We start from the raw sequence: 19,218 nt of genomic DNA on the forward strand, positions 1-19,218 counted from the left end.
GAGCGCCGATCCGCCTCGCCGGAAAATCGCCTCGGCGCCTGACCGGGCGACCAGCGGACAAATCCTCGCCACCCGACCGGCTCGAGCCGAAATCACGTCCGGCCGTACCGGATTCGGGCACGTTTTCTACCAAAGCTGGCACAGACCGTGCAGCCAATCGGCCCCTCCGGCAGATGTCCCCAGGAAAGACCCGCCCAGCACGAGCAGGCACAGACCGCCCCCGCGCCAGGCGGCCGAGCGCCAGATCTCGACGACCTCGGGCTTATCCCCTCGGGCCGGCCGCAAGCCGCAGAGCGCGCGATAGCCGCCCGCGACGAGCCCCTCGGCGGCGCGCAGCAGGCGCTGGACCCGCATGCGCATGTAGTCCGAACGGCCGGCCCAATCATCGCGGACCCTCCCCGCGCCAAACAGCAGCATGGCGATGTCCCTCTGGCTGGCGCCGTGCGCCCGGGCGTCATGGGCCTGGAGGATCTGCGCCCACCGCTTGGCCTTGGGCGGCGAACGCCCTCCCGTCGACGGCAAACGGCCGGTGTCGCGCAGGGCCACGAGCAGCCGCAGGCTGGCCAGCGAGCCGACGCCGACGGAATGAGGCGGCAGCAGGTAGCGGCAGCGCACCGGCCCGGCCAGGACATCGCCCTCGGCGACCGCGAAGCGCAGGCGGCGCGGGCCGTCGCTGACCACCACATGCTGGCCGCCGTCGCTGGTGCGCACGACCAGGATTGCCAGGCCCGAGCCCAGCAGGTCCAGGGCGTCGCGATCACCCGCCGCCGAAGGCGACACGCTGAACACGGGCACCGAGGGATCGGCCTGCCAGCGCCAGATCACGGCCGGGATCGGATCGCCCTCGGGCCCGGTCCCGGCGAAACAGAGGTCGGGAACCTCGCCCCCGCGGTCCCCGTCCGCCCGCTCACCGGCGCCGGGCGCCATCCCTCGCCGGCCGAACTCCCAGGCCCACACCGCCGCGTCGGCGCCCAGCAAGGGACGGTAGGTCTCGGCCGTCCTCCAGGCCGGCGGGGGCGTTCGATCAGCCGGCATGGGACCTGCGCGTCGTAAGCTCACGCAAAGTCTGATCAGCCTTGTTGGCCGAGTCGAGATCGACAGGGCGGCGCGAGCGGTTGCGCGCCGGCCGCAAGCGGGCCATTCATCTCCCGTCGTGGTCGCCGTCGGCCTGCGACCTTCGGTCGTGGACGGCCAGGCCCAGCGTTGGATGGAGGAGGCATGCCGCCCGTGCTCGACCCTCAGATCGCCGACGCGGCGCCCTGGTCGGAGACCCTGACGGACTACGATCTGGCCCACCTGGTGGTCTATCTGCGCCTGCTCGACGCCGAGCGCGAGGGCGCCGATTGGCGCGAAGCGGCGCGGCTCATCCTGGGACGCGGCGCCGATGTGGACGAGGCTTCGGCGCAGCGCTGTTGGGAGACCCACCTCAAGCGGGCCGAATGGATGACCGTCACCGGCTACAAGGACCTGCTGGCGGCGAGGCGAGGCTAGGCCCGCGCGGCGACATCGCCAACCTGCCGTCTGGAACCCCGTGGCCGCCGCTTGGGCCGCTCAAGGGCTGTTGGGCCCGCACGTTCCTTGCGGGCGACAGCCGTGTCGCCAAGGTGAAGGGCCGTGAACCCGAAGGAACAGGCGGCCGTCTTTGCCGACGCCCGCCGGACGCGAACGAGGGAGCCGAGCCGTGGCCGACGAGAAGTTCCTCACCACCGACGAGGTCGCCAAACGCTATCGCGGCGAGGTGTCTGTCGGCACTCTGGAAAACTGGCGCGCCCAACGGATCGGGCCGGCCTTCGTCAAGGTCGGCAAGGCGGTGCTCTATCCGATCGAGGAACTGGACGCCTGGGACCAGCGCAACCTGGTGGCCTGCGATGACGCCAGGGTGGTGGGCCGACGGCGGCGGCGGTCCGAGGTCCCGCCGCCGCCGCCGCGCGCCTTGAGGTGAGCGCCCGGCGTCGAGCCGGGCCCGGCGCCATCGCCCATTCCGTTCGACGGGCCCAACCTCGCCCGCACGGCGACGAATGCCGTGCGGGCCTCTCCGGGTCCTTGGCGCGACGCCAAGGACCCGGGATTTCGGATCGCGCCGGGGGCCTTGGCCGCGGCGGCGACTAAAGGACGTGCTTGAAGGACACGCCCAGGAAATAGCGGCGACCAAACACCTCGTATCGGCCCGTCCGCTCCTTGTAACCGTTGTAGGTCTGGAACGGCGCGTCGGTGAGGTTGTCGGCCTGGAACCGAAGGCTCACGCCCTTGAGCGGCGAGGTGTCGGCGAAGTTATAGGACGCGGAAAAATCGACCAGGGCGTCGCCCTTGTTGAAGGTGATCAGATTCTGGCCGCCGATGTTGATGGCGTAGTCGGAGCGGGTGCGATAGTCGACGAGCGCCTCGAAGCCGCTCTTGTAGTAGTAGACGCCCGCCGCGCCGACCTTCTTGGAAAGGCCCGGCAGCGGAATGTCGCCGATGGCCGAACCTGGATGCGGGGTTGCTGTTGAGCGCGCGATCCGATCGGCCGACGACGGCCGGCTTCGACTACGAGCAGGTCGTGGGGCGCTTGCTGGAGCATAACGGCTGGAAGGTCACCAGCACGCCGACGCCTCCAGGTGCATTTAGCAGAGAAAGCGATTTTCGCGTCGAGGGAAGGGGCTTTGGCCTAGATGTGGAGGCCAGGCTGCCAGGCAAACGCCGGCCGACGGCGCTGTTCGATCTGCCGTCCGATCTGAAGATCAACGTTGCCGATGGGCTGGTGGTCAGTGAGAGCGCCGAGCCTGGTCCGATCCTGGAAACCCTCTGCCAGGACGGGAAATTACTGGTGAACCTGCAGGACCTGCGCTGGCTCGACGCCGAAGCCAACAGCTTGTGGATCATCGTCGCGCATCAGGCTCGCCGACTGCTGCGTGGCTTGAGCGGACGCGCGCGCTCCCTCTATTTCCGGGCCTTAGCCCAATCGGCGATCGACGCTAACCGCGTCGACGCCCCCGATCGTAAAGTCTTCATCCAAAGCCTGGGTCCCGTCGAGGCTTGGGGGATCGCCCTAGAGGCCTTCGGCGACGATCACGTGGTCCTCGAGGTCTCCCTGGCCTACGATCCCGCTGCGCCGCAGGACGCCGCCAAGACGTTCTTCCTGAGCGTGGACCCTGGAGGGCCATCCATTCACGTCCCGTCGTTGCCCACTTAGAGGGCGGTGGCGTACGCGTAGTTCTCAGTTCCGACCGCCTCTGCGCACCTACGCCCAAGTACGCAACGGCCCCGGGAAGGTGCCGTTTGGCCGCACTCAGTACGCCGCGAGCCGCGTACCCCTGGGGCCGGCGCTCATTTCGCAACCGGGCCGTCGCAACGTCCGCAAAGGGTGGATTGCGGCCCTCTCCGCTTGATCTATAGACAGCTATTTCTACAACTGTAATTCTTCATTCTCGGCTGCGCTGGAGAAGGTGATGCGGTTTGTCGTTCTACCTTTCGCGGCGCTCGCTGCCGTAGCGATCTCGTCAGATATAGAAGCCGCTCAGCGCCTCGCGCCCTCTGCGTGGACCGCGAAACCCGGCGCTGCTGACTTTGCCCGGTGCATGCCGGGAAGCACGGACATTCGACCCGGCGAAGCGCTTCTGATCTGCAAAGTTCAGAAGGATGGGCACCTCACCGATTGCAGCGCACGCTCAAGCAGAGACCCGCGGCTCGAAGAGTGGGCGCTTTGTGTATCCACGGAATTCAGGACTTCGCATCGCCGACAAGGCCAAAGCGTGGAAATTCCATTGCGCTGGGCTTCGCCCGATTGATTGTCCGTTCTGGGTCGGGAAGAGAAATTGGGTCCGTGCCGAAAACCGGACCTTAGCCAACTGGGGCGACGCGGTGTCGGCCGGCTCAATGTCCAGTTTCGGGCGGGTCGCTGAGTTCCGCTTCCGACCCATCTCCGCCGTTCGATAGGTCTGCTATAGAGAGCGTGTCGCTACCTAAAACGGGCGTGACTACGGCTTCGCCCCCCGAGGGATACGACCGGGCGCTCCCAATGTGAGTTGGGAGCGCCTTGATCGCGCCTTCGACCCTTGCTGACATTGCGAGGGCCGTACATCCTTGCTGGATGACCTACTCCGCTGAAGTCTTGCGCACGGCACATCGACACTCGTCCAAGCATCGACGGGTCATTGAAGCCAGTGACGTTTGCGGCTGTTTTTATTGCCTGGAGACGTTCGGGCCAGCGGAGATTGAACGTTGGCTCAACGAAGGCACTGGCACAGCCATTTGCCCGCACTGCCAAATCGACTCAGTGCTCGGATCGGCATCTGGCCTTCCCGTAGAAGATCCCGACTTCCTGCGCGAAATGAACAATCACTGGTTCGGATATCTAGGATCCAGCGACGGCCGCGCGGCCGTCGAGCTCTAGGGTCAGGTGGACGAATTGCACAGGGCGGACGTCATGCCGAAGTACAAAGTCGAATGGGACTTCGGTGACCAGAAAGTCCGACTTGGCACGTTGATCTTCAACGATGACGAGGCCGCCGTCTCAGAGGTGGCTGAGCTCTGTCGGCGCGAAGGAGTGGGCGCTACGATCACACGACCTGATCGCAAGCTCACTGTAGCGAGCATTGTCCGCCCGAACTTCCGCTAACCACCCCGAACCGAAGTTGGGAAGGTCCGTAGGGCGGCAACGCGCCGAATGTCGAAATGCTGGCGCGATGCTCCCGGCGATGAACGAATCAATCTGTCATCAAGTCTGCCCATTGCCCTGGAAAAACGGTCTGGACGATATGGCCCCGCCTTTCAGCGCCTTCTCGGCGCTCCTGCGGAGTGTTTCGTCGGAAACCTTTCCCGCGAGGTCGGCGGCGAGGTTGGCATCTCTTCCCAGCAAAAGCCGAATGACACCTTGGAAATTGCGCCTCTGCCGCCAGTTCAGCACTGGCTCGGATGCTATGACCAGTTCGTCCAGGACCGGCGCCCAAACCACCTTGTCGTAGGGAAGTGCGGCCTGAAAGAGCAGCATCAGCGCCTCTGACCGGCTGCCTAGGTTTTCGATCCGGCGCGCGAGCGGAAGCGTCCGCCGAGCGATGGCGGTCGCCGTGGCGCCTCTTTCCAGCAAAGCGCGGACAGGCCACGCGCTGGCGCCGACCGTTTGATACGGGTCGCTGGCGCGCAACGCGACGTCGGCTGCTTCTTGGAGGATCTCGGCGAATTTCGCGTCCCTCCAGTATCGTCCCACCCAAGATAGGGCCTGGCTGCAGAACCATGGGTCCGAGATATGTCGGGCGATCTTCAGGGCCTCGGCCGGCTCGGCCTCGCATAGTCGCTGCACTTGGTTACGCATCTGGCTGGGTTGCAAGGCGGGCATCGACGGTCCGAAGTGACTTCAATCGGTGGTTATGGAGAAGGTTGACGCTCGCGAGCTTAAGGTCGGGTTTCCACCCACTTCTGAAGTTCGCGGCGTCGGCTTATCGACCGTCTTATCGCACGAAGCCGCAACGAGCAGAGAACGGAAGAGGGTGATGGGCTGCTTACGACCCTTGTCGGACTCTTTGACGCTGTGTGATGTGAGACGCAATCAATCAACGGAATGCGGCTGACAGCTATGACACCCGACGACTGGTACGATCACGATGCTCTGATTGAGGAGGTGATGATCGACGTCCCTAATCGCAGGGTCTCGATACGAGGGGCGTCGTACGCGGGGCCAGAAGCGGCTGCCCGCAGCCCTTTCACTATCCTATTCGTAGACGTGAATACCGTCACCACGGTCGCCGACATGGTCGAGCTGACGGCGAACACCTTCGCGGGCCATGTCAATCACGCAAAGCTCGCGAACGGGCCCGGCACATCGCACCTCTATCTGGTGGAGGGACATCTGTCCGTGACCTCTCAGAGTGCGCCGCGCTTCGTCTAAATTGGCGAGCGAAAGGTCTGTAAACCACCCTTTGCAGACGTTGCGACGGCCCGGTTGCGAAGTGAGCGCCGGACCCAGGGGCACGCGGCTCGCGGCGTACTGAGCGCGGTCAAACGGTACCTTCCCGGGGTCGTTGCGCACTTGGGCGTAGGTGCGCTGAGGCGGTAGAAACTGAGAACTACGCCTAAGCAATGGCCCTTTGAGATGCTTGCGCCTGAACTGGACACATTGAAGGTCGGCAACGGTTAGGGGCGTCGACAAGCCGTTCTGGAACGTCAGACAGGAATTCGCTCTCGCATCACTGCGGCCTAGTGTCGATGCGCGATTCCACCACCTCCTGCCCCGGCCTTTGCCAGCACATAAACGATATCTCTGAACCTTCTCCAGATTCATCCTTCTGGATATAGGTCATACGAATTATATTTCCCCACACAGCACTGGCGCTGTACGAAATGCTTTTCGGATTAGCTTGGGCGTGGTGCAAATATCGCTCTACGATGACCTTACAGCGCGAAAATCCAAGCTCTTCACCCGACATTTTCTTCTCGCCTGACCCATCTGGAAAGGGCTTCTGATCCATGGCTAAAGTTCCATTCAGCTGAAGCGAGACCACGACGACCGTCAAAGCCAAAATGCCCGCTCGCCGCGACACAACGATCTACCTCACGCCTAGCTTCGGCGTTCGCATAGGCTTCGGTAAAGGCTGAATCCACACGTCCGTTGGAAGCCCTCCCGGCCTGAAGAACACCTGAGATCCGTCTGGAAAGTATACTGTTCCCATATGCCAGATCGGATCCTCTCTATGCACAGCTTCGAGGGCGTCACAGGCCATCTTAGCTTGAGCACAATTTGTAGGACGCCCCCCCGGGGGGCTGGAGTTCTCGTTGCGCGGTATACCTGTCCACGCCCTACTGGCCCTGCATTGTATATCGGCCCTCACGCATGGCGGAAGAACGTAGTTGTTTTCGGCGACCTCGGTCACCTCATCCTCGTCTTCGCCCTCAATCTGACTGGCGTCACCTGTCTGGGTGGACTGATTGGATTCATCAGATTTCGGCGGTCCTCTTTCGCCATTGTCCACGAGCACACTGCACGTGCCCGGTAGATCGAAATCACTCTCGCAAGGACCTAGCGACTGTGTCCTATCGGGAGTTTTGGCGTTAAGTCCGAGCGCATCGCTCCGATTCAGCGGGTCATTGCCCACATAGGCATACCAGTTGAGCCCGTCGCTATAACCGATGGGATCAGTCTGGAGGAACCGCCCCAGGGTCGGCGAATAGGCCCGGGCCTTGTAGTGATAGAGCCCCACCTCCGGCAGCCAGATCTGTCCGGTATACTGGAAGCGGCCTGTGTTGATCCCCGGGACCCCGTACTCGTCATAAGTGTTGATGTTGATCGCAGCGCCACTTGCGTTGGTCGCTGCCACAATGGAGCTCCGCTCATCGGCCAGCAGCCAGCGGCGGTCGCTCATCCCCGAGCCTTCGTACCAGACCAGCGGCTCGTCGGTTCCCGGCCCCGGCACATAGCGGCGAAGCACGGCGTTGCTGGTGTTGAGCTCGGCGATCAGGTCAGGTCCGGAATAGACGAAGCGCGTCACAGCGCCACCCGTCGTCTGGCCAAGCCGACCGAGCGGATCGTAGCTCAGGGTGGCGCTGATCGAGCCGGACGCACCGGTTAGGCGGTTGTCGAGATCGTAGGCGAACCCCGTGGCGCCGCCGCTGATCAAGTTGCCGCGGCCGTCGTAGGCCAGAGCCGTCCCGCCCGCCGTGGTCGCCTGGTTGAGGCCGTTGATCGTGTAGGAGAGGCTGCTTGCCGCTCCCGGCGCCCAGAGATAGGCGCTGTTGTAGGAGGTGCGGCTCTTGATCTGATTGGCGGCGTTGTAGACCAGGGTCCAGGTCTGGTCCTGCGATGTACTCGCCAAGTCGAGGTTCAGGGAGTTAAGCCGCGAGGCAGCGTCGTAGCCGTACCAACTGACAACGCCGTTGCCGCGCGACAGATAGGTGCGACGCCCGAGGTTGTCGTAACCGAAGGTGGCCAGATAGACGGCGTTATTCTCACGGATGCCGACCACCTCGCCAGCGACGTCGTAGTCATAGTTGACGTAGTTGCCGTCGGACCATTGCAGCGTCGTTCGCCGCCCGGCCAGATCGTAGCCGGTGTAAGTCGGAAACCAGGTCCCGTCGCGATAGTCGTAGGTATAGGACGGCCGACCAAGGCCGTCATAATAGTGGGCGATGATCTTCTCGGCGGCGTCGCCCGAATAGGTGTAGGTCGGGCGGCCCAGGTTGTCGAAATAGTACCAACCCTTGGGACCATCGCGATAGGTCATCCGGTTGAGGGCGTCGAACGTGTAGCTTGTGGTCTGCCCGGCCTGCCCCACGACGCTAGGGCGATGCAGCCAGCTGGTGCGATTGTCGTTGGCGTCATAGCCGTAGGCGTCGAAGTCGGTGGTCGAGCTGGCGCAGCAGGTGGTGTTGGGATAGCGCGCCTTGGCCAGCCGATCGAAGGCGTCGTACTCGTAGGTGGTCAGATTGCCCTTGCCGTCGGCGACCGTGCCTTCCTTGCCCTGGAGGGTGTAGGTGACGACCTTTTCGACGCGCGGCTGGCTGGTTCCGTAGCCGGTGGTGATCCTGGTCACCCGATCAACGCCGTCATACTCGGTGTAGGTCACCCGATCGTCGCCGTCGGCGCCGCCGAGGGTCGGCGTGCAGGCAGAGGCCGGCGGAGTGGCCGTCGGGTTCATCCGCACCGCTTGGCAGGTCAACCGGCTGTCGGCGTCATAGCCGTACTGGGTCAGGGTCTGGGCGACGCCGCTGACGACCAGGCTCTCGAACGCCTTGCGTCCCGGAAGGTCGTAGGTTGTCTGGACCGCCTGCAGCGCGACGAAAGTGGCCAAGTCGGCGTCCGATTGCCCCGTCGTCGTGCCGGTTTCGACGTTGGTGACCTGGCCATCGAGATTGTAGGTCGTGCGCGTGGCGCGGTAGAGCAAGGCGCCCGCACCGTCGGGGTCCGGGCCGATCACCATCACCGGCTGGCGACCGTCGTCATAGGCCGTGCGCGTGATGTCGGCGCCCCCCGGCAGCGGACCATCGACGGTGCGCACATCGCCACGGTAGCTATAGGTCACGGTCGTGGTGGCGGTGAGCGTTCCAGCGCCATCTCCCGAGGAGGTGGCCAGGGCCAGCAGGTTGCTGCCCAGCGACGCGCTGCCCGCCTCATAGGTCGTGGTCGTGCGGACCTCGTCGGCGGTGTTCACGCAGGGCGCCGGCGCGGTGGCGGTCGCCGGACCCAGGGTGGCGCAGACCGAGGTGGCGACAGGCAGATAGGTCGGTCGCGCATCCTGGACGATCGCCCCGGCGGCGTTCTTGTACCAGGCATAGAAGGGCGCGTAGCTCGTGCGGACCTGCGGCTGGATCGCGCCAGACGTCGGCGCTGGCGAGGTGACCGTGAGCACGCCGCCATGCGCCGGATCGTAGGTGTAGGCGGTCACCGCCCCGCGCGCATCGGTCACCGTGGCCGGCTGGTTGCAGATCCGGAAATTGCTGGCGTCGCAGTTGGCCGGATAGGTGGCGGTGACGACCAGGGGCGAGGCCCCAGAGTTCAGCTTCGGGCTGCGCGAGACCGAGGTGATGTTGCCGCGGGCGTCGAAGCCGTAGCTGGTCCCGTTGTATTCAGTCGCCCGCTGGATCGAGGACAGCCGGAAATTGGTGTAGCCGTAGAGGGTGGCGTAATCGACGCCGTTGGAGACCGAGTACAACCGCGTCACCCGGTGATGGGTGGCCAGATCGACCAGGGTCGAGCGATTGGTGACCACGCGGGTGTGACCCAGCGGATCGGTGACCTGGGTGGCGCTGTTGATGATGACCTGGTTGGGATTGGACGGATAGCCGTACTTATAGCCGTCAGGTATCGCGTAGACGTAGTTGCCCGTGTCGGTCGTGACCTGCTCTACGATCTGGGTTTCGCCATTGTAGTAGACCAGGACGTCCTGACCGCTGGCGCGCCCAGGACGGCGTATTCCGCTCAAGAGGCCATTGAACAGGTAGTGCGTGGTGCGCCCCAGAGCGTCGGTGACGCTCCGCTCGTTGGCGGCGTAGCCGAAGGTGAGACTGGGCCAGGTGCGGGAATAGCTGCAGGTCAGCGCCGACGGGTCGCAGGCGTCATAGGCCCTGTTGAGCGCCGTGACCTTGGCGATCTGGTACCAGGCCGAGCCTTGCCCGCCCCAGCTATTGCTGGCGTAGTCGAAATGCAGCTGATAGCCGTCGCTGCTGTTGACCGATTGCAGGCGCACGTCGGTGTCGACGCGGTAGGTGAAGTCGATCGTGCGACCGTTCGGATAGACGATCTTGACGATCGAGCCGAGGTTGTTGACCACCCCCAGCATGTAGGTCGGATAGGCCGACGAATAGGTCGCCACGGTGCCGTCGAGCAAGGTGAGGGTGAATAGTCCGCCGCCCATCACCAAGGTGGCCGTGTTCCCCTCCTGGGCGGCGAAGGTGTCGCCGGTCCGCTTGAAGGGGAAGGTCTGCCCCATCATCGTGACGGTGTACCAGGCATCATTGGTCAGGGTGGAGGTGGCCACCATGCCGTTGGTGGTGTCGCTCCACGGCGTGACCGATCCGGAGTCGTAGCTCTGCGAATAGCTGAGCCCGCCGCCCTTGGGGCCGATCAAAATCGTCGGCGTGGTAGCCGTCATTGACCCGCTGAGCAGGTTTACCCCGTTCCCATCAATGGGATTGTAGGTGTCGGGCGGCTTGATCGCGCCGGCCTGAGCGTGGGCCGTTCGGGCGCCGCCCAAGACCGCTACGCTAAGAAGCAAAGCCGCGGCGGCGCACACGCCTCGCGAAATCTTGGAAAACGTCACGATCGCCCCCTTTCCTAGTTCGCGACCGCCAGCGGAGAGCGCGGCGGTGGCGGCGGACTGGGGAACGGCGGTGGGGGCGGCGTCGGAGGCGGAGCTGGGGGTGGCGGCGCCGAGTGGACGGGCAATGCAGACACGGCCGAGGCGGAGGTTTGGCCAGCGACACTGCTGGAGGGGGCGGAGGTGCTCGCCGCGCGTCCGAGGAGATTTGTGGACGTCATCTGGGTCCGATTGGCCGCGGCGTCGTAGGTGTAGGTGGCGCTGCGGGAAGGGCTTGCGACGATGCGCACCTGACCTTGCGGATCATAGCTGTAAGTCGTCGTCACCTGTGCTGACGAAGGTCCGGCAACGCTCAGCAGCGCCGCCGCACTCGCACCAGCCATTATAGTCAGATGCCCTCGAACGCTCACGGCGCCACCCTTGATTGCGAAGCTCAACCATACACCTCGCCGAGGGAGCAGGCAATTTGTGCAATTTGAAGTAGTGAGCATTCACCATGCGGTGAAGCAGGCGCCAGACCGATGACGTGTCGCTCGCAGCGTAATGCGTGCGGTGTAAGGGTAGCTTCCGCGTACCGGGGCGTATTTGAGCGTAGGTGCGCTGAAGCGGTAGGAACTGAGAACTACGCCTACGCCATGGTCCTCTAGATGTTAGCGCCCGGGCGGACGTCGTGAACGTCCGCAAAGGGTGGGAAGTGAACGCCGCTTCGCTCACTCCGAGCGCAATGCGGCAAGCGCCGCGAGATCGGGCATCTGACCGTAATCCGTTGCGAAAACTTCGGGTGACGTTCGCGCCCACTCCAGCACCGACGCTTCGCTCTCGATCCAACTAGCGAACCCTCGAGCCTGCCACGAGTAGCCCTCGGCATTGGCCAATTCGAACAGCTTTTCGACAAAGCGCTCAGCTAGCGACTGTCCCCAAGATAGCGCTGCGTCAGCCGAGGGGGCATCGATCCAGACAGTCTCACTGGATTCATCATCCCAGCCGCCGTCACGATTGGCGGCAAACTCGTCCGGGCTCTCAAATCCAAATCTGAACAGGTAGCGCATACGCAGACCATAGAGCTGACACTGCCAAGTTCCGCAACGGGTCGGGTGCAGAAATGGGGGCCGAGCCTAAACCGGACCTTGGGTGTCATTCCGGAAAGCGGACGGCGCGAAGGTCTGTTCGGGGTGGCCAGGAGACCTAGGGAACGTGAACCGACCAGACCTCAATCCGCCCTTGGAGGCCGCCGAATAGTTTGGCGTGGAGGACTAGGTCGCTAACGGCCTCCTCGTCGGTGCTGAGGTCAATCAAGAACTCCCACCAGCCGTCCATCCAACGATAGACCGAACGTTGCCAAACCTTTTCGCTCAGCGGAACAAGCCTTGCTCCATAGGCTGCAATCTGCTCTTCGATGAACCGAGCCGTGTCCGCCTCGATCTGCGCAACGCCATTGAGCTCATGTCTCGCCAGCTGGAAATCACCAGCGACGAAGGCGGCCACTACCGCCTGAAACCGAGATCGTAGCCCCTCGGGCACCGCGTGTTCTTCATCGTTCTGAGCGAGCATGGGCGGGACTATGGCAACGCTCCACAAGGTCAGCAACGGGTCGTAAGCGGCTGTCGACTTGGTTGCTGGATCCAGACGCCAGGCGCGTCGGATCGTTGGACGGGCGCCGATGTCGGCTTGCGACCCATCTCCGAAGTTCGTCGGGTCTGCTATAAGACCAGCGTCGCGCTTAAAACGGGCGTTACTACGGCTTCGCCCCCCGAGGTAACCGACCGGGCGCTCCCGACGTAAGTTGGGAGCGCCTTGGGACCGACAACCACCCTTTGCGGACATTGCGACCGTCCAGTTGCGAAGTGAGCGCCGGACCCAGGGCACGCGGTTTCACCGGCGTACTGAGTGCGGCCAAACGGTACCTTCCAGGGGCCGTTGCGTACTTGGGCGTAGGTGCCCCGGGTACGATTCGTACCGCCAGATCGCTCGCATCCGCCCCCCCCCCCCAGCCTACCCCAGGCCGTCCTGTAACTGCCCGAAATTGACTCCGATGAAGAGAGCCGAGCAATAAGGACAGGGACGCGGCGATCGTCGGCCTCCGCCTCGAATCTACTCACGCGCTGCCCCCGGACATAACTCGGGAGACGCGGGCTCTACGGCGACCGTTAGTTCGTCGGTCGTGGACGGTTGCTTCTCCGCCCCCACGACCGAGATCGCCGGGTCCCTCGAAGGCTTCTGAGCTATCGTCACGACATCATCAGCCGCGAAGACCTTTCTGCTTTCGGAGGAGCTATCTAGCGGCGAGGACACATTGGGTCCGTCGCCCATTCTCCATCGACTACCATTCGCCATCGCCCACGAACTAAATTATCCGCAACTTCAAACATGGATGCTCGTGATAATCCGTGATTTTAGCCTGCCTCCTGAACGCAAGAGCGAAATACATCCCCGATAACCGACATCAGTTGACTCCCGATTTTTAGAAAATCCACCAGAATCAAACACTTAAATACTATGCATTACTGCTGCACAACCACCCGAGCGGCGATCCCACGCCCTCGCGGCCCGACATCGAGATGACCAAGCAGATCGTCGAGGCCGGCAAGGCGCTGAAGATCAACGTCCACGACCACCTGGTGGTCGGCCGCGACGGTGTGGCCAGCTTCAAGGCGCTGGGCCTGTTCTAGTCCGGCGTCCGAAGACAGGACCCTCGCGCGACTTGCGGACTTTCAGACCAGGCGCGGACCCAGCACGGCCAGGAGGGCGCGCGCTTCGTCCCGTTCATCCTCGGAGATGTGGACGCCGCCATCGGCGATCGCGAGGCATCGCAGGGCCAGCTGGACGTTCTTCCGGACACCCACGCCTTCGAGATAGCACTTCGCGAGATCCAGCTGCGCGCCGTCGTCGCCGCCTCGAGCCGCCCGCTGGAACCAGCCGAACATGTCCTGGTAGCGCCCAAGCTCGCGATAGAGGATAGCGATGTTGTTCGCCGCGCCCGTCGAGCCGTGGCGGCGCCAGGCGCGGCGATAGAGTTTCATCGCGAGGGGCTTGTCCACCTCGACCCCCAGCCCTTCGTCATACAGGTAGGCCAGCCGGGTGAGGCACTCCGCCGAGCCGAGGGACGAGCCACGCTCGAACGAACGCAGCGCCAGATCGAAATCGCCCGCCTCCTCGGCGGCGTCGCCAATTCGAAACAGGGCGTCCGTCGTCACCATGACCCTGTTCTTGCATGGCGGCCGGAGCGCGCCAACGGCTCACGAGGCGCCGACGTGAACCGGCAGCGCTTTGCAGCGTTCAAGCCTGAACGCTCGGAACGAGCGGCAGTGGGAGCTTGAGCATGGATCGTCGCCTCTTCGTCGCCTCGGCCCTGGGACTGCTGGTCCCAGGCGCGGCCCTCGCGCAATCGGGCGGACCGCCCGGCGGCGGGAAACCCGGCGGCGGTCACGGCGGAGGCGGACCAGGCGGCGGCGGTCATCCGCCCGGCGGCGGGAATTCCGGCGGCTCGCGCCCGCCCGGCGGCGGGAACGGCGGAGGACGACCGCCCGGCCAGGGTCAGGGACCGGGCCCGAGACCGCCCGCGCCCAAGCCCCCGCCCCGCCCGCCGTCGGGCGGTCACCGCCCTCCCCATCCCGGCCCCGGGCCGCGTCCACCGGGCCCCGTGGGTCCGCACCGCCCCGGCGCGGGCCGTCCGCCCGGCTTCCGTCCGGTCCATGGTCCGCGCTGGCGCTATCCGTCGGGCTATCGCTACCGCCGCTGGAGCATCGGCGTGGTGCTGCCGTCGCTGTTCCTGACCCCGACCTACTATTACGACGACTACTGGCGCATGGGCCTGGAAGGGCCGCCGTGGGGCTATCAATGGGTGCGCTACGGACCCGACCTGCTGCTGGTCGAGACCCGCACCGGCCGGATCGCGGACGTCATCTACGGCGCGTTCTACTAGGGTTCGAGTCCGGCGCGGCGAACACTTGCCCCCTACGGACCGCTTCGCGGTCGTCTTCCCCCGCAGGGGGAAGAGCCTCGCGGCGGCGGCTCCGCCCCCTACGGGGGCGGACAGACCGCTTAGCGGTCAGGTGGGGGCAAGTGGGCCGCCCCGCCTTGACCGACCGCCCGCAATCCCCGAGCGTGGCCTTAGCAAACGCCATGTCGGAGCCAAGATGTCCCGCCTGCTGACGATCCTCCTCGGCTCCGCCGCCCTCGCCGCCGCCGCGCCCATCACGACCTGGGCGGCCGACGCGCCCATCTCGAAGGCCGATCGCGCGCTGCACGAGAAGATCCTGACCCTCGACACCCACCTGGACACGCCCGAGCACTTCGCCCGCAAGGGCTGGAGCATGGCCGACCGGCACGACGTGAAGGCGGACGGCACCCAGGTGGACCTGCCGCGCATGGACGCCGGCGGCCTGGATGGCGGGTTCTTCGTGATCTACACCGAGCAGGGCGCCCTGACCGCCGAAGGCTATCGCGGGGCCCGCGACGCGGCCCTGGAGCGCGCCGCCGAAATCCGCGAGATGGTCGCGGCCCATTCCGACAAGTTCGAGCTGGCCTACACCGCCGACGACGCCGAGCGGATCAACAAGGCCGGCAAGAAGTTCGTCTTCCAGAGCATGGAGAACAGCTGGCCGCTGGGTGAGGACCTCACCCTGATGCAGACCTTCTACGCCACCGGCGTGCGGATGGCCGGTCCGGCGCACTTCAAGGCCAACCAGCTGGCCGACAGCTCGACCGACAAGCCGCTCTGGCACGGCTTCTCGCCGCTGGGCCTGCGCTGGCTGGCCGAGGCCAACCGGCTGGGCATCCTGATCGACGTCAGCCACTCGTCCGACGACGTGGTCGACCAGGCCGTGGCCCTGTCAAAGGTTCCGATCATCGCCTCGCACTCGGGCGCCAAGGCCATCTACGACCACCCGCGCAATCTGGACGACGGCCGGCTGAAGAAGATCGCCGACGCCGGCGGGGTGATCTGCATCAACTCAGTCTATCTGAAGAACACCAACGCCAGCCCCGAACGCCTGGCCGCCCTGAAGGCCCTGGGCCCGGCGCCCGACAGCGAGACGGCGAGCGAGGCCGACATCATCGCCTATCTGAAGAAGAAGGCCGAGGTCGACGCCAAGCTGCCGCCGATCCGTGCCTCGTTCGAGGACTTCATGGCCAGCCTGACCCACACCCTGAAGGTCGTGGGTCCCGAGCACGTGGGGATCGGCGCCGACTGGGACGGCGGCGGCGGGGTGGTCGGCTTCGAGGACGTCGCCGACCTGCCCAAGGTCACCGCCCGCCTGAAGGCCGCCGGCTACACCGACGCCGACGTCGCGGCGATCTGGGGCGGCAACGTGCTGCGCGTGGTGCGCCAGGTGCAGGACTACGCGGCCAAGCAGGCCGCCGCGAAGTAGACGCCCGCTTTCGGGTAACGTCGTTCTCGGTTAGCGTCTCCCGGCGTCGCTGGGAGGGGTTTCCGCATGAACCGTGTCGCGTCCTGGGTCGGCTTGGCCGCCCTGCTGTGTCTCGCCGCCCTTCCCGCCGGGGCGCGGGCCGCCAGTTTCGACTGCGCCAAGGCCGGCACGCCCACCGAGAGGGCGATCTGCAAGGACCCGGCGGTCTCGAAGCTGGACGAACAGGTCGCCGCCGCCTTCAAGGCCGCCCAGGGCCTGTGGCCGGCCGGGAACTGGTCGAGCTACATCCGCACCGAACAGCGCAACTGGCTGGGCGACCGCAACACCATCTGCAAGGCCGACGCCGCCTGCCTGAAGCAGGACTACGAGCGCCGCCTCAGCTTCCTGACCCATCCCAGCCTGAAATGGATGGGCCGCTACGTCGCCGGCAAATGCCCTGCGGACGGGGTCTATCTGGACGTGTCGCAGAGCTATCCCGACGCCGGGATCGGGGTTGAGCTCTACATCTGCCCAAACTCGGCGGGGAACATGCTGATGCAGGCCGAGGGCGCCGTCGACGCCTCGGGCAAGCTGAGCTTCGAGGATGCGGGCTGCCCGCGCACCCTGACCTTCACCCAGGACACCGCCACCCTGTCGTTCCCGAAGACCGAACGCTGCGCCCTGGGGACCGACCAGCGGGTCTTCCGCCGCGATCCGGCCAAGTCGCCCTATCTGAACGAGTAGGCCCTCATGACCCGTCTCCTCGCCATCCTCGCCGGCCTGCTGCTTGTCGCGACCGCCGCGCCGGCCGCCGCCGCCAGCTTCGACTGCACCAAGGCCCGCACCAAGGTCGAGAAGCTGATCTGCAAGGACCCGCAGCTGTCGCGCCAGGACGAGGACCTGGCCAAGGCCTATGGCGAGGCGCTCAAGCTCTGGGACGGCCAGATCGCCGCCTATGTGAAGCTGAGCCAGCGCGGCTGGGTGGGCTCGCGCGCCCTGGAGCCGCCGGAGGTGAGCGGGGGCGGGATCCTGTGCACCGACGACGAGACCGCCCTGCCCTGCCTGCGGACCATCCACGCCGACCGCATCGCGGTGCTGAGGAACCCGGGCTTCCGGCTGAGCGGCGTCTACACGCGCGGCCCGGACATGATCAGCCTCAAGGCCGTGCCGAACGGCCTGAACCTCGGCTACATGCTGGGCGATCCGAGCGCGACCCAGGGCTTCACCGACGACACCCGGCCCGTGAAGATCGCCGTCGGCCAGACCGTGGTCAGCTTCCCCCTGACCGGGACCGGTCCCGACGCCTGCGTCCTGGACGCGGCCTTCGTTGTCGACACCGTGACGATCACCCAGAAGGGCCCGTGCGGCGGCGCCAAGCTGGGCGGCTGGTGGAAGCGGGACCAGACGCGCGATCCCGAGGCGGAGCTGTTCTAGGATTCTCACCGGTGTCATCCCGGAAGCCTCGCAGAGGCTGTCCGGGACCCAGGTGACTGGGCGCACGCGGCGCGGCTGCCCTGGGTCCCGGACAAGCGCTGCGCGCTTTCCGGGATGACAACCGTTTTTGAGTTCAGGAGCGCCGAGCTCGCTGCCACGCCTCCCAGACCCGCCACCCGAGCAGCACCGCCAAAATCCCCGCATAGACCAGGGGCGGCCGGTGGTCGGCCTTCACCAGCAGGTAGTAGTGGGCCACGCCCAGCGGGACGATCACGTAGATCAGCCAGTGCAGTTTCTGCCAGGTCGCCCGGCCCAGGCGCACGACCCAGCCGTTGGTCGAGGTCACGGCCAGGGGGATCAGCAGGGCGAAGCCCAGCATGCCCAGGGTGATGAAGGGCCGCTTGAGGATGTCCTTCACCAGCTGGCCCCAGTCGAAGAACAGGTCGACGCCGATATAGGTCAGCAGGTGCAGGCAGATATAGGCGAAGGCGAACAGGCCGACCGTGCGGCGGAAACGGACCAGGCGCGGCTTCTTCAGGAGGCGGGCGGCGGGGGTGATCGCCAGGCCGACCAGCAGCAGGCGCAGGCCCCAGACGCCGATCTGGCGGATCAGGGCCTCGATCGGATTGGCCCCCAGGTCGTCGCTGAACACCCGCCAGGCCAGCCAGACCAGCGGCGCGAAACAGGCCAGCCAGACGGCGGCGTAGACCAGGTTGTCCTGGGTTTTCGAAGGGCGCTTGCTCTTGGCCGCCCGCTTCACCGAGGCGTCCATCAGAAGTTCCGCTTCAGGTCCATGCCGCGATAGAGGTCGGCCACCCACTCGCCGTAGCCGTTGAACGGCAGGGTCTCGCGGCGGCGGAACTCGCCGATCCGGCGCTCGGTGGCCTGCGACCAGCGCGGATGGTCCACGGCCGGATTGACGTTGGAATAGAAGCCGTACTCGCGCGGGGCCAGGTCGTTCCAGGCGGTGCGCGGCATCTTCTCGACCAGGCTGATCCGCACGATCGACTTGGCGCCCTTGAAGCCGTACTTCCAGGGCACGACCAGCCGGACCGGCGCGCCGTTCTGGTTGGGCAGGACGTCGCCGTAGAGGCCCACGGCCAGGATGGTCAGCGGATGCACGGCCTCGTCGATCCGCAGGCCTTCGCGATAGGGCCACTGCAGGGTGTCCCAGCGCTGGCCGGGCATTTCGGACGGCCGCATCAGGGTCTCGAAGGCGACGAACTTGGCCTTGGAGGTCGGCTTGACCTTGGCCAGCAGGTCCTTGAGGGGGAAGCCGACCCAGGGGATCACCATCGACCAGCCCTCGACGCAGCGCATGCGGTAGATGCGCTCCTCCAGCTTGTTTCCCTTGATCAGGTCGTCGATGGCGAAACTGGCCGGGGCCTCGCACTCGCCGTCGACGCGGACCGTCCACGGGCGGGTCTTGAGGGACCCCGCGTTCTCGGACGGGTCCTCCTTGTTGACCCCGAATTCGTAGAAGTTGTTGTAGCCGGTGATGTCCTTCTTCTGCGTCTTGGCCTCGGTCGTCGAGAAGCCGGGACCGTAGGCCAGGTCCCGCGCCTGGGCCGCGCCGGCCGCCGCCATCAGGCCCAGCCCGGCCGCCCCGCCGATGAACTCGCGCCGACGCAGGTAGAGCGCCCGGTCGGTGACGTCGTTGTCGGTCAGGTCGGGGGCGTGGCGGATCAGCATGGGCGGGCTCCGGGGAGGCT

The 19,218-nt window shown here is 65.5% G+C and carries 19 protein-coding genes; 9 read left to right on the forward strand and 10 right to left on the reverse strand.

Annotated elements, in window-relative coordinates; translation table 11 throughout:
- Positions 1 to 126 precede the first annotated feature (126 nt).
- Positions 127 to 1,035, reverse strand: coding sequence for a DUF2285 domain-containing protein (locus BR39_RS0102995; protein WP_081916490.1), 909 nt, complete (start codon positions 1,033 to 1,035; stop codon positions 127 to 129).
- Positions 1,036 to 1,218: 183 nt separating this feature from the next.
- Between BR39_RS0102995 and BR39_RS0103000 the strand changes: the two genes are divergently transcribed.
- Both BR39_RS0103000 and BR39_RS0103005 read left to right on the forward strand, forming a co-directional pair.
- Positions 1,219 to 1,491, forward strand: coding sequence for a DNA -binding domain-containing protein (locus BR39_RS0103000; protein ID WP_029909945.1), 273 nt, complete (start codon positions 1,219 to 1,221; stop codon positions 1,489 to 1,491).
- A gap of 190 nt (positions 1,492 to 1,681) precedes the next feature.
- Entirely contained in the window at positions 1,682 to 1,942 is a 261-nt protein-coding gene (locus BR39_RS0103005) for an AlpA family transcriptional regulator (protein WP_029907568.1), read from the forward strand.
- Between the two features lie 163 nt (positions 1,943 to 2,105).
- On the opposite strand, the gene BR39_RS26320 is transcribed toward BR39_RS0103005, so the two are convergent.
- Positions 2,106 to 2,243 (reverse strand): hypothetical protein, encoded by a 138-nt coding sequence (locus BR39_RS26320; protein ID WP_156035560.1) that lies wholly within the window; start codon positions 2,241 to 2,243, stop codon positions 2,106 to 2,108.
- A gap of 236 nt (positions 2,244 to 2,479) precedes the next feature.
- On the opposite strand from BR39_RS26320, the gene BR39_RS0103015 reads away from it, so the two are divergent.
- The gene (locus BR39_RS0103015; protein WP_029907570.1) at positions 2,480 to 3,172 is read left to right on the forward strand and encodes a hypothetical protein; all 693 of its coding nucleotides are present in this window, start codon (positions 2,480 to 2,482) and stop codon (positions 3,170 to 3,172) included.
- Between the two features lie 1,524 nt (positions 3,173 to 4,696).
- Here the strand turns inward: BR39_RS0103015 and BR39_RS0103020 are convergent.
- Positions 4,697 to 5,314: a hypothetical protein gene (locus tag BR39_RS0103020; RefSeq protein ID WP_029907573.1), complete on the reverse strand. Its 618-nt coding sequence runs from the start codon at positions 5,312 to 5,314 to the stop codon at positions 4,697 to 4,699.
- Between the two features lie 237 nt (positions 5,315 to 5,551).
- On the opposite strand from BR39_RS0103020, the gene BR39_RS0103025 reads away from it, so the two are divergent.
- Positions 5,552 to 5,863: a hypothetical protein gene (locus BR39_RS0103025; protein WP_156035562.1), complete on the forward strand. Its 312-nt coding sequence runs from the start codon at positions 5,552 to 5,554 to the stop codon at positions 5,861 to 5,863.
- Positions 5,864 to 6,161: 298 nt separating this feature from the next.
- Here the strand turns inward: BR39_RS0103025 and BR39_RS26325 are convergent, their stop codons facing one another.
- The 4 genes from BR39_RS26325 to BR39_RS0103040 all read right to left on the reverse strand — a co-directional run bounded on the left by BR39_RS26325 (position 6,162) and on the right by BR39_RS0103040 (position 12,275).
- Positions 6,162 to 6,443: a hypothetical protein gene (locus tag BR39_RS26325; protein ID WP_156035563.1), complete on the reverse strand. Its 282-nt coding sequence runs from the start codon at positions 6,441 to 6,443 to the stop codon at positions 6,162 to 6,164.
- A gap of 78 nt (positions 6,444 to 6,521) precedes the next feature.
- Positions 6,522 to 10,727, reverse strand: a complete 4,206-nt coding sequence (locus BR39_RS25615) for an RHS repeat domain-containing protein (RefSeq protein WP_156035564.1) — start codon at positions 10,725 to 10,727, stop codon at positions 6,522 to 6,524.
- 707 nt (positions 10,728 to 11,434) lie between these two features.
- Positions 11,435 to 11,773, reverse strand: coding sequence for a hypothetical protein (locus BR39_RS0103035; RefSeq protein ID WP_029907578.1), 339 nt, complete (start codon positions 11,771 to 11,773; stop codon positions 11,435 to 11,437).
- Between the two features lie 136 nt (positions 11,774 to 11,909).
- A complete protein-coding gene (locus tag BR39_RS0103040) occupies positions 11,910 to 12,275 on the reverse strand; it encodes a hypothetical protein (RefSeq protein ID WP_051695126.1) in 366 nt (121 codons plus the stop codon).
- Positions 12,276 to 13,231: 956 nt separating this feature from the next.
- Here BR39_RS0103040 and BR39_RS26010 point away from each other — a divergent pair.
- Positions 13,232 to 13,393 (forward strand): JAB domain-containing protein, encoded by a 162-nt coding sequence (locus BR39_RS26010; RefSeq protein ID WP_081916496.1) that lies wholly within the window; start codon positions 13,232 to 13,234, stop codon positions 13,391 to 13,393.
- A 42-nt stretch (positions 13,394 to 13,435) separates the two neighbouring features.
- On the opposite strand, the gene BR39_RS0103050 is transcribed toward BR39_RS26010, so the two are convergent.
- On the reverse strand, positions 13,436 to 13,921 hold the full coding sequence (locus tag BR39_RS0103050) for a tetratricopeptide repeat protein (protein WP_029907582.1): 486 nt from the start codon (positions 13,919 to 13,921) through the stop codon (positions 13,436 to 13,438).
- Between the two features lie 122 nt (positions 13,922 to 14,043).
- On the opposite strand from BR39_RS0103050, the gene BR39_RS0103055 reads away from it, so the two are divergent.
- The 4 genes from BR39_RS0103055 (at position 14,044) to BR39_RS25625 (ending at position 17,506) form a co-directional block, all read left to right on the forward strand.
- Positions 14,044 to 14,646: an RcnB family protein gene (locus BR39_RS0103055; protein WP_029907584.1), complete on the forward strand. Its 603-nt coding sequence runs from the start codon at positions 14,044 to 14,046 to the stop codon at positions 14,644 to 14,646.
- A 214-nt stretch (positions 14,647 to 14,860) separates the two neighbouring features.
- A complete protein-coding gene (locus tag BR39_RS0103060) occupies positions 14,861 to 16,093 on the forward strand; it encodes a dipeptidase (RefSeq protein ID WP_029907586.1) in 1,233 nt (410 codons plus the stop codon).
- Positions 16,094 to 16,159: 66 nt separating this feature from the next.
- On the forward strand, positions 16,160 to 16,816 hold the full coding sequence (locus BR39_RS25620) for a lysozyme inhibitor LprI family protein (RefSeq protein WP_051695128.1): 657 nt from the start codon (positions 16,160 to 16,162) through the stop codon (positions 16,814 to 16,816).
- Positions 16,817 to 16,822: 6 nt separating this feature from the next.
- The gene (locus BR39_RS25625; protein ID WP_051695129.1) at positions 16,823 to 17,506 is read left to right on the forward strand and encodes a lysozyme inhibitor LprI family protein; all 684 of its coding nucleotides are present in this window, start codon (positions 16,823 to 16,825) and stop codon (positions 17,504 to 17,506) included.
- Between the two features lie 133 nt (positions 17,507 to 17,639).
- On the opposite strand, the gene msrQ is transcribed toward BR39_RS25625, so the two are convergent.
- Both msrQ and msrP read right to left on the reverse strand, forming a co-directional pair.
- A complete protein-coding gene (msrQ, locus tag BR39_RS0103075; RefSeq protein ID WP_029907591.1) occupies positions 17,640 to 18,278 on the reverse strand; it encodes a protein-methionine-sulfoxide reductase heme-binding subunit MsrQ in 639 nt (212 codons plus the stop codon).
- Positions 18,278 to 19,198 carry a protein-methionine-sulfoxide reductase catalytic subunit MsrP gene (gene msrP, locus BR39_RS0103080; protein ID WP_029907592.1) on the reverse strand — a complete coding sequence of 307 codons (921 nt, stop codon included), beginning with the start codon at positions 19,196 to 19,198 and terminating at the stop codon, positions 18,278 to 18,280. The genes msrQ and msrP overlap by 1 nt, the downstream gene beginning before the upstream one ends.
- Positions 19,199 to 19,218 lie beyond the last annotated feature (20 nt).

It is taken from the genome of Caulobacter sp. UNC358MFTsu5.1, assembly GCF_000712075.1.
Taxonomy (GTDB): Bacteria; Pseudomonadota; Alphaproteobacteria; order Caulobacterales; family Caulobacteraceae; genus Caulobacter.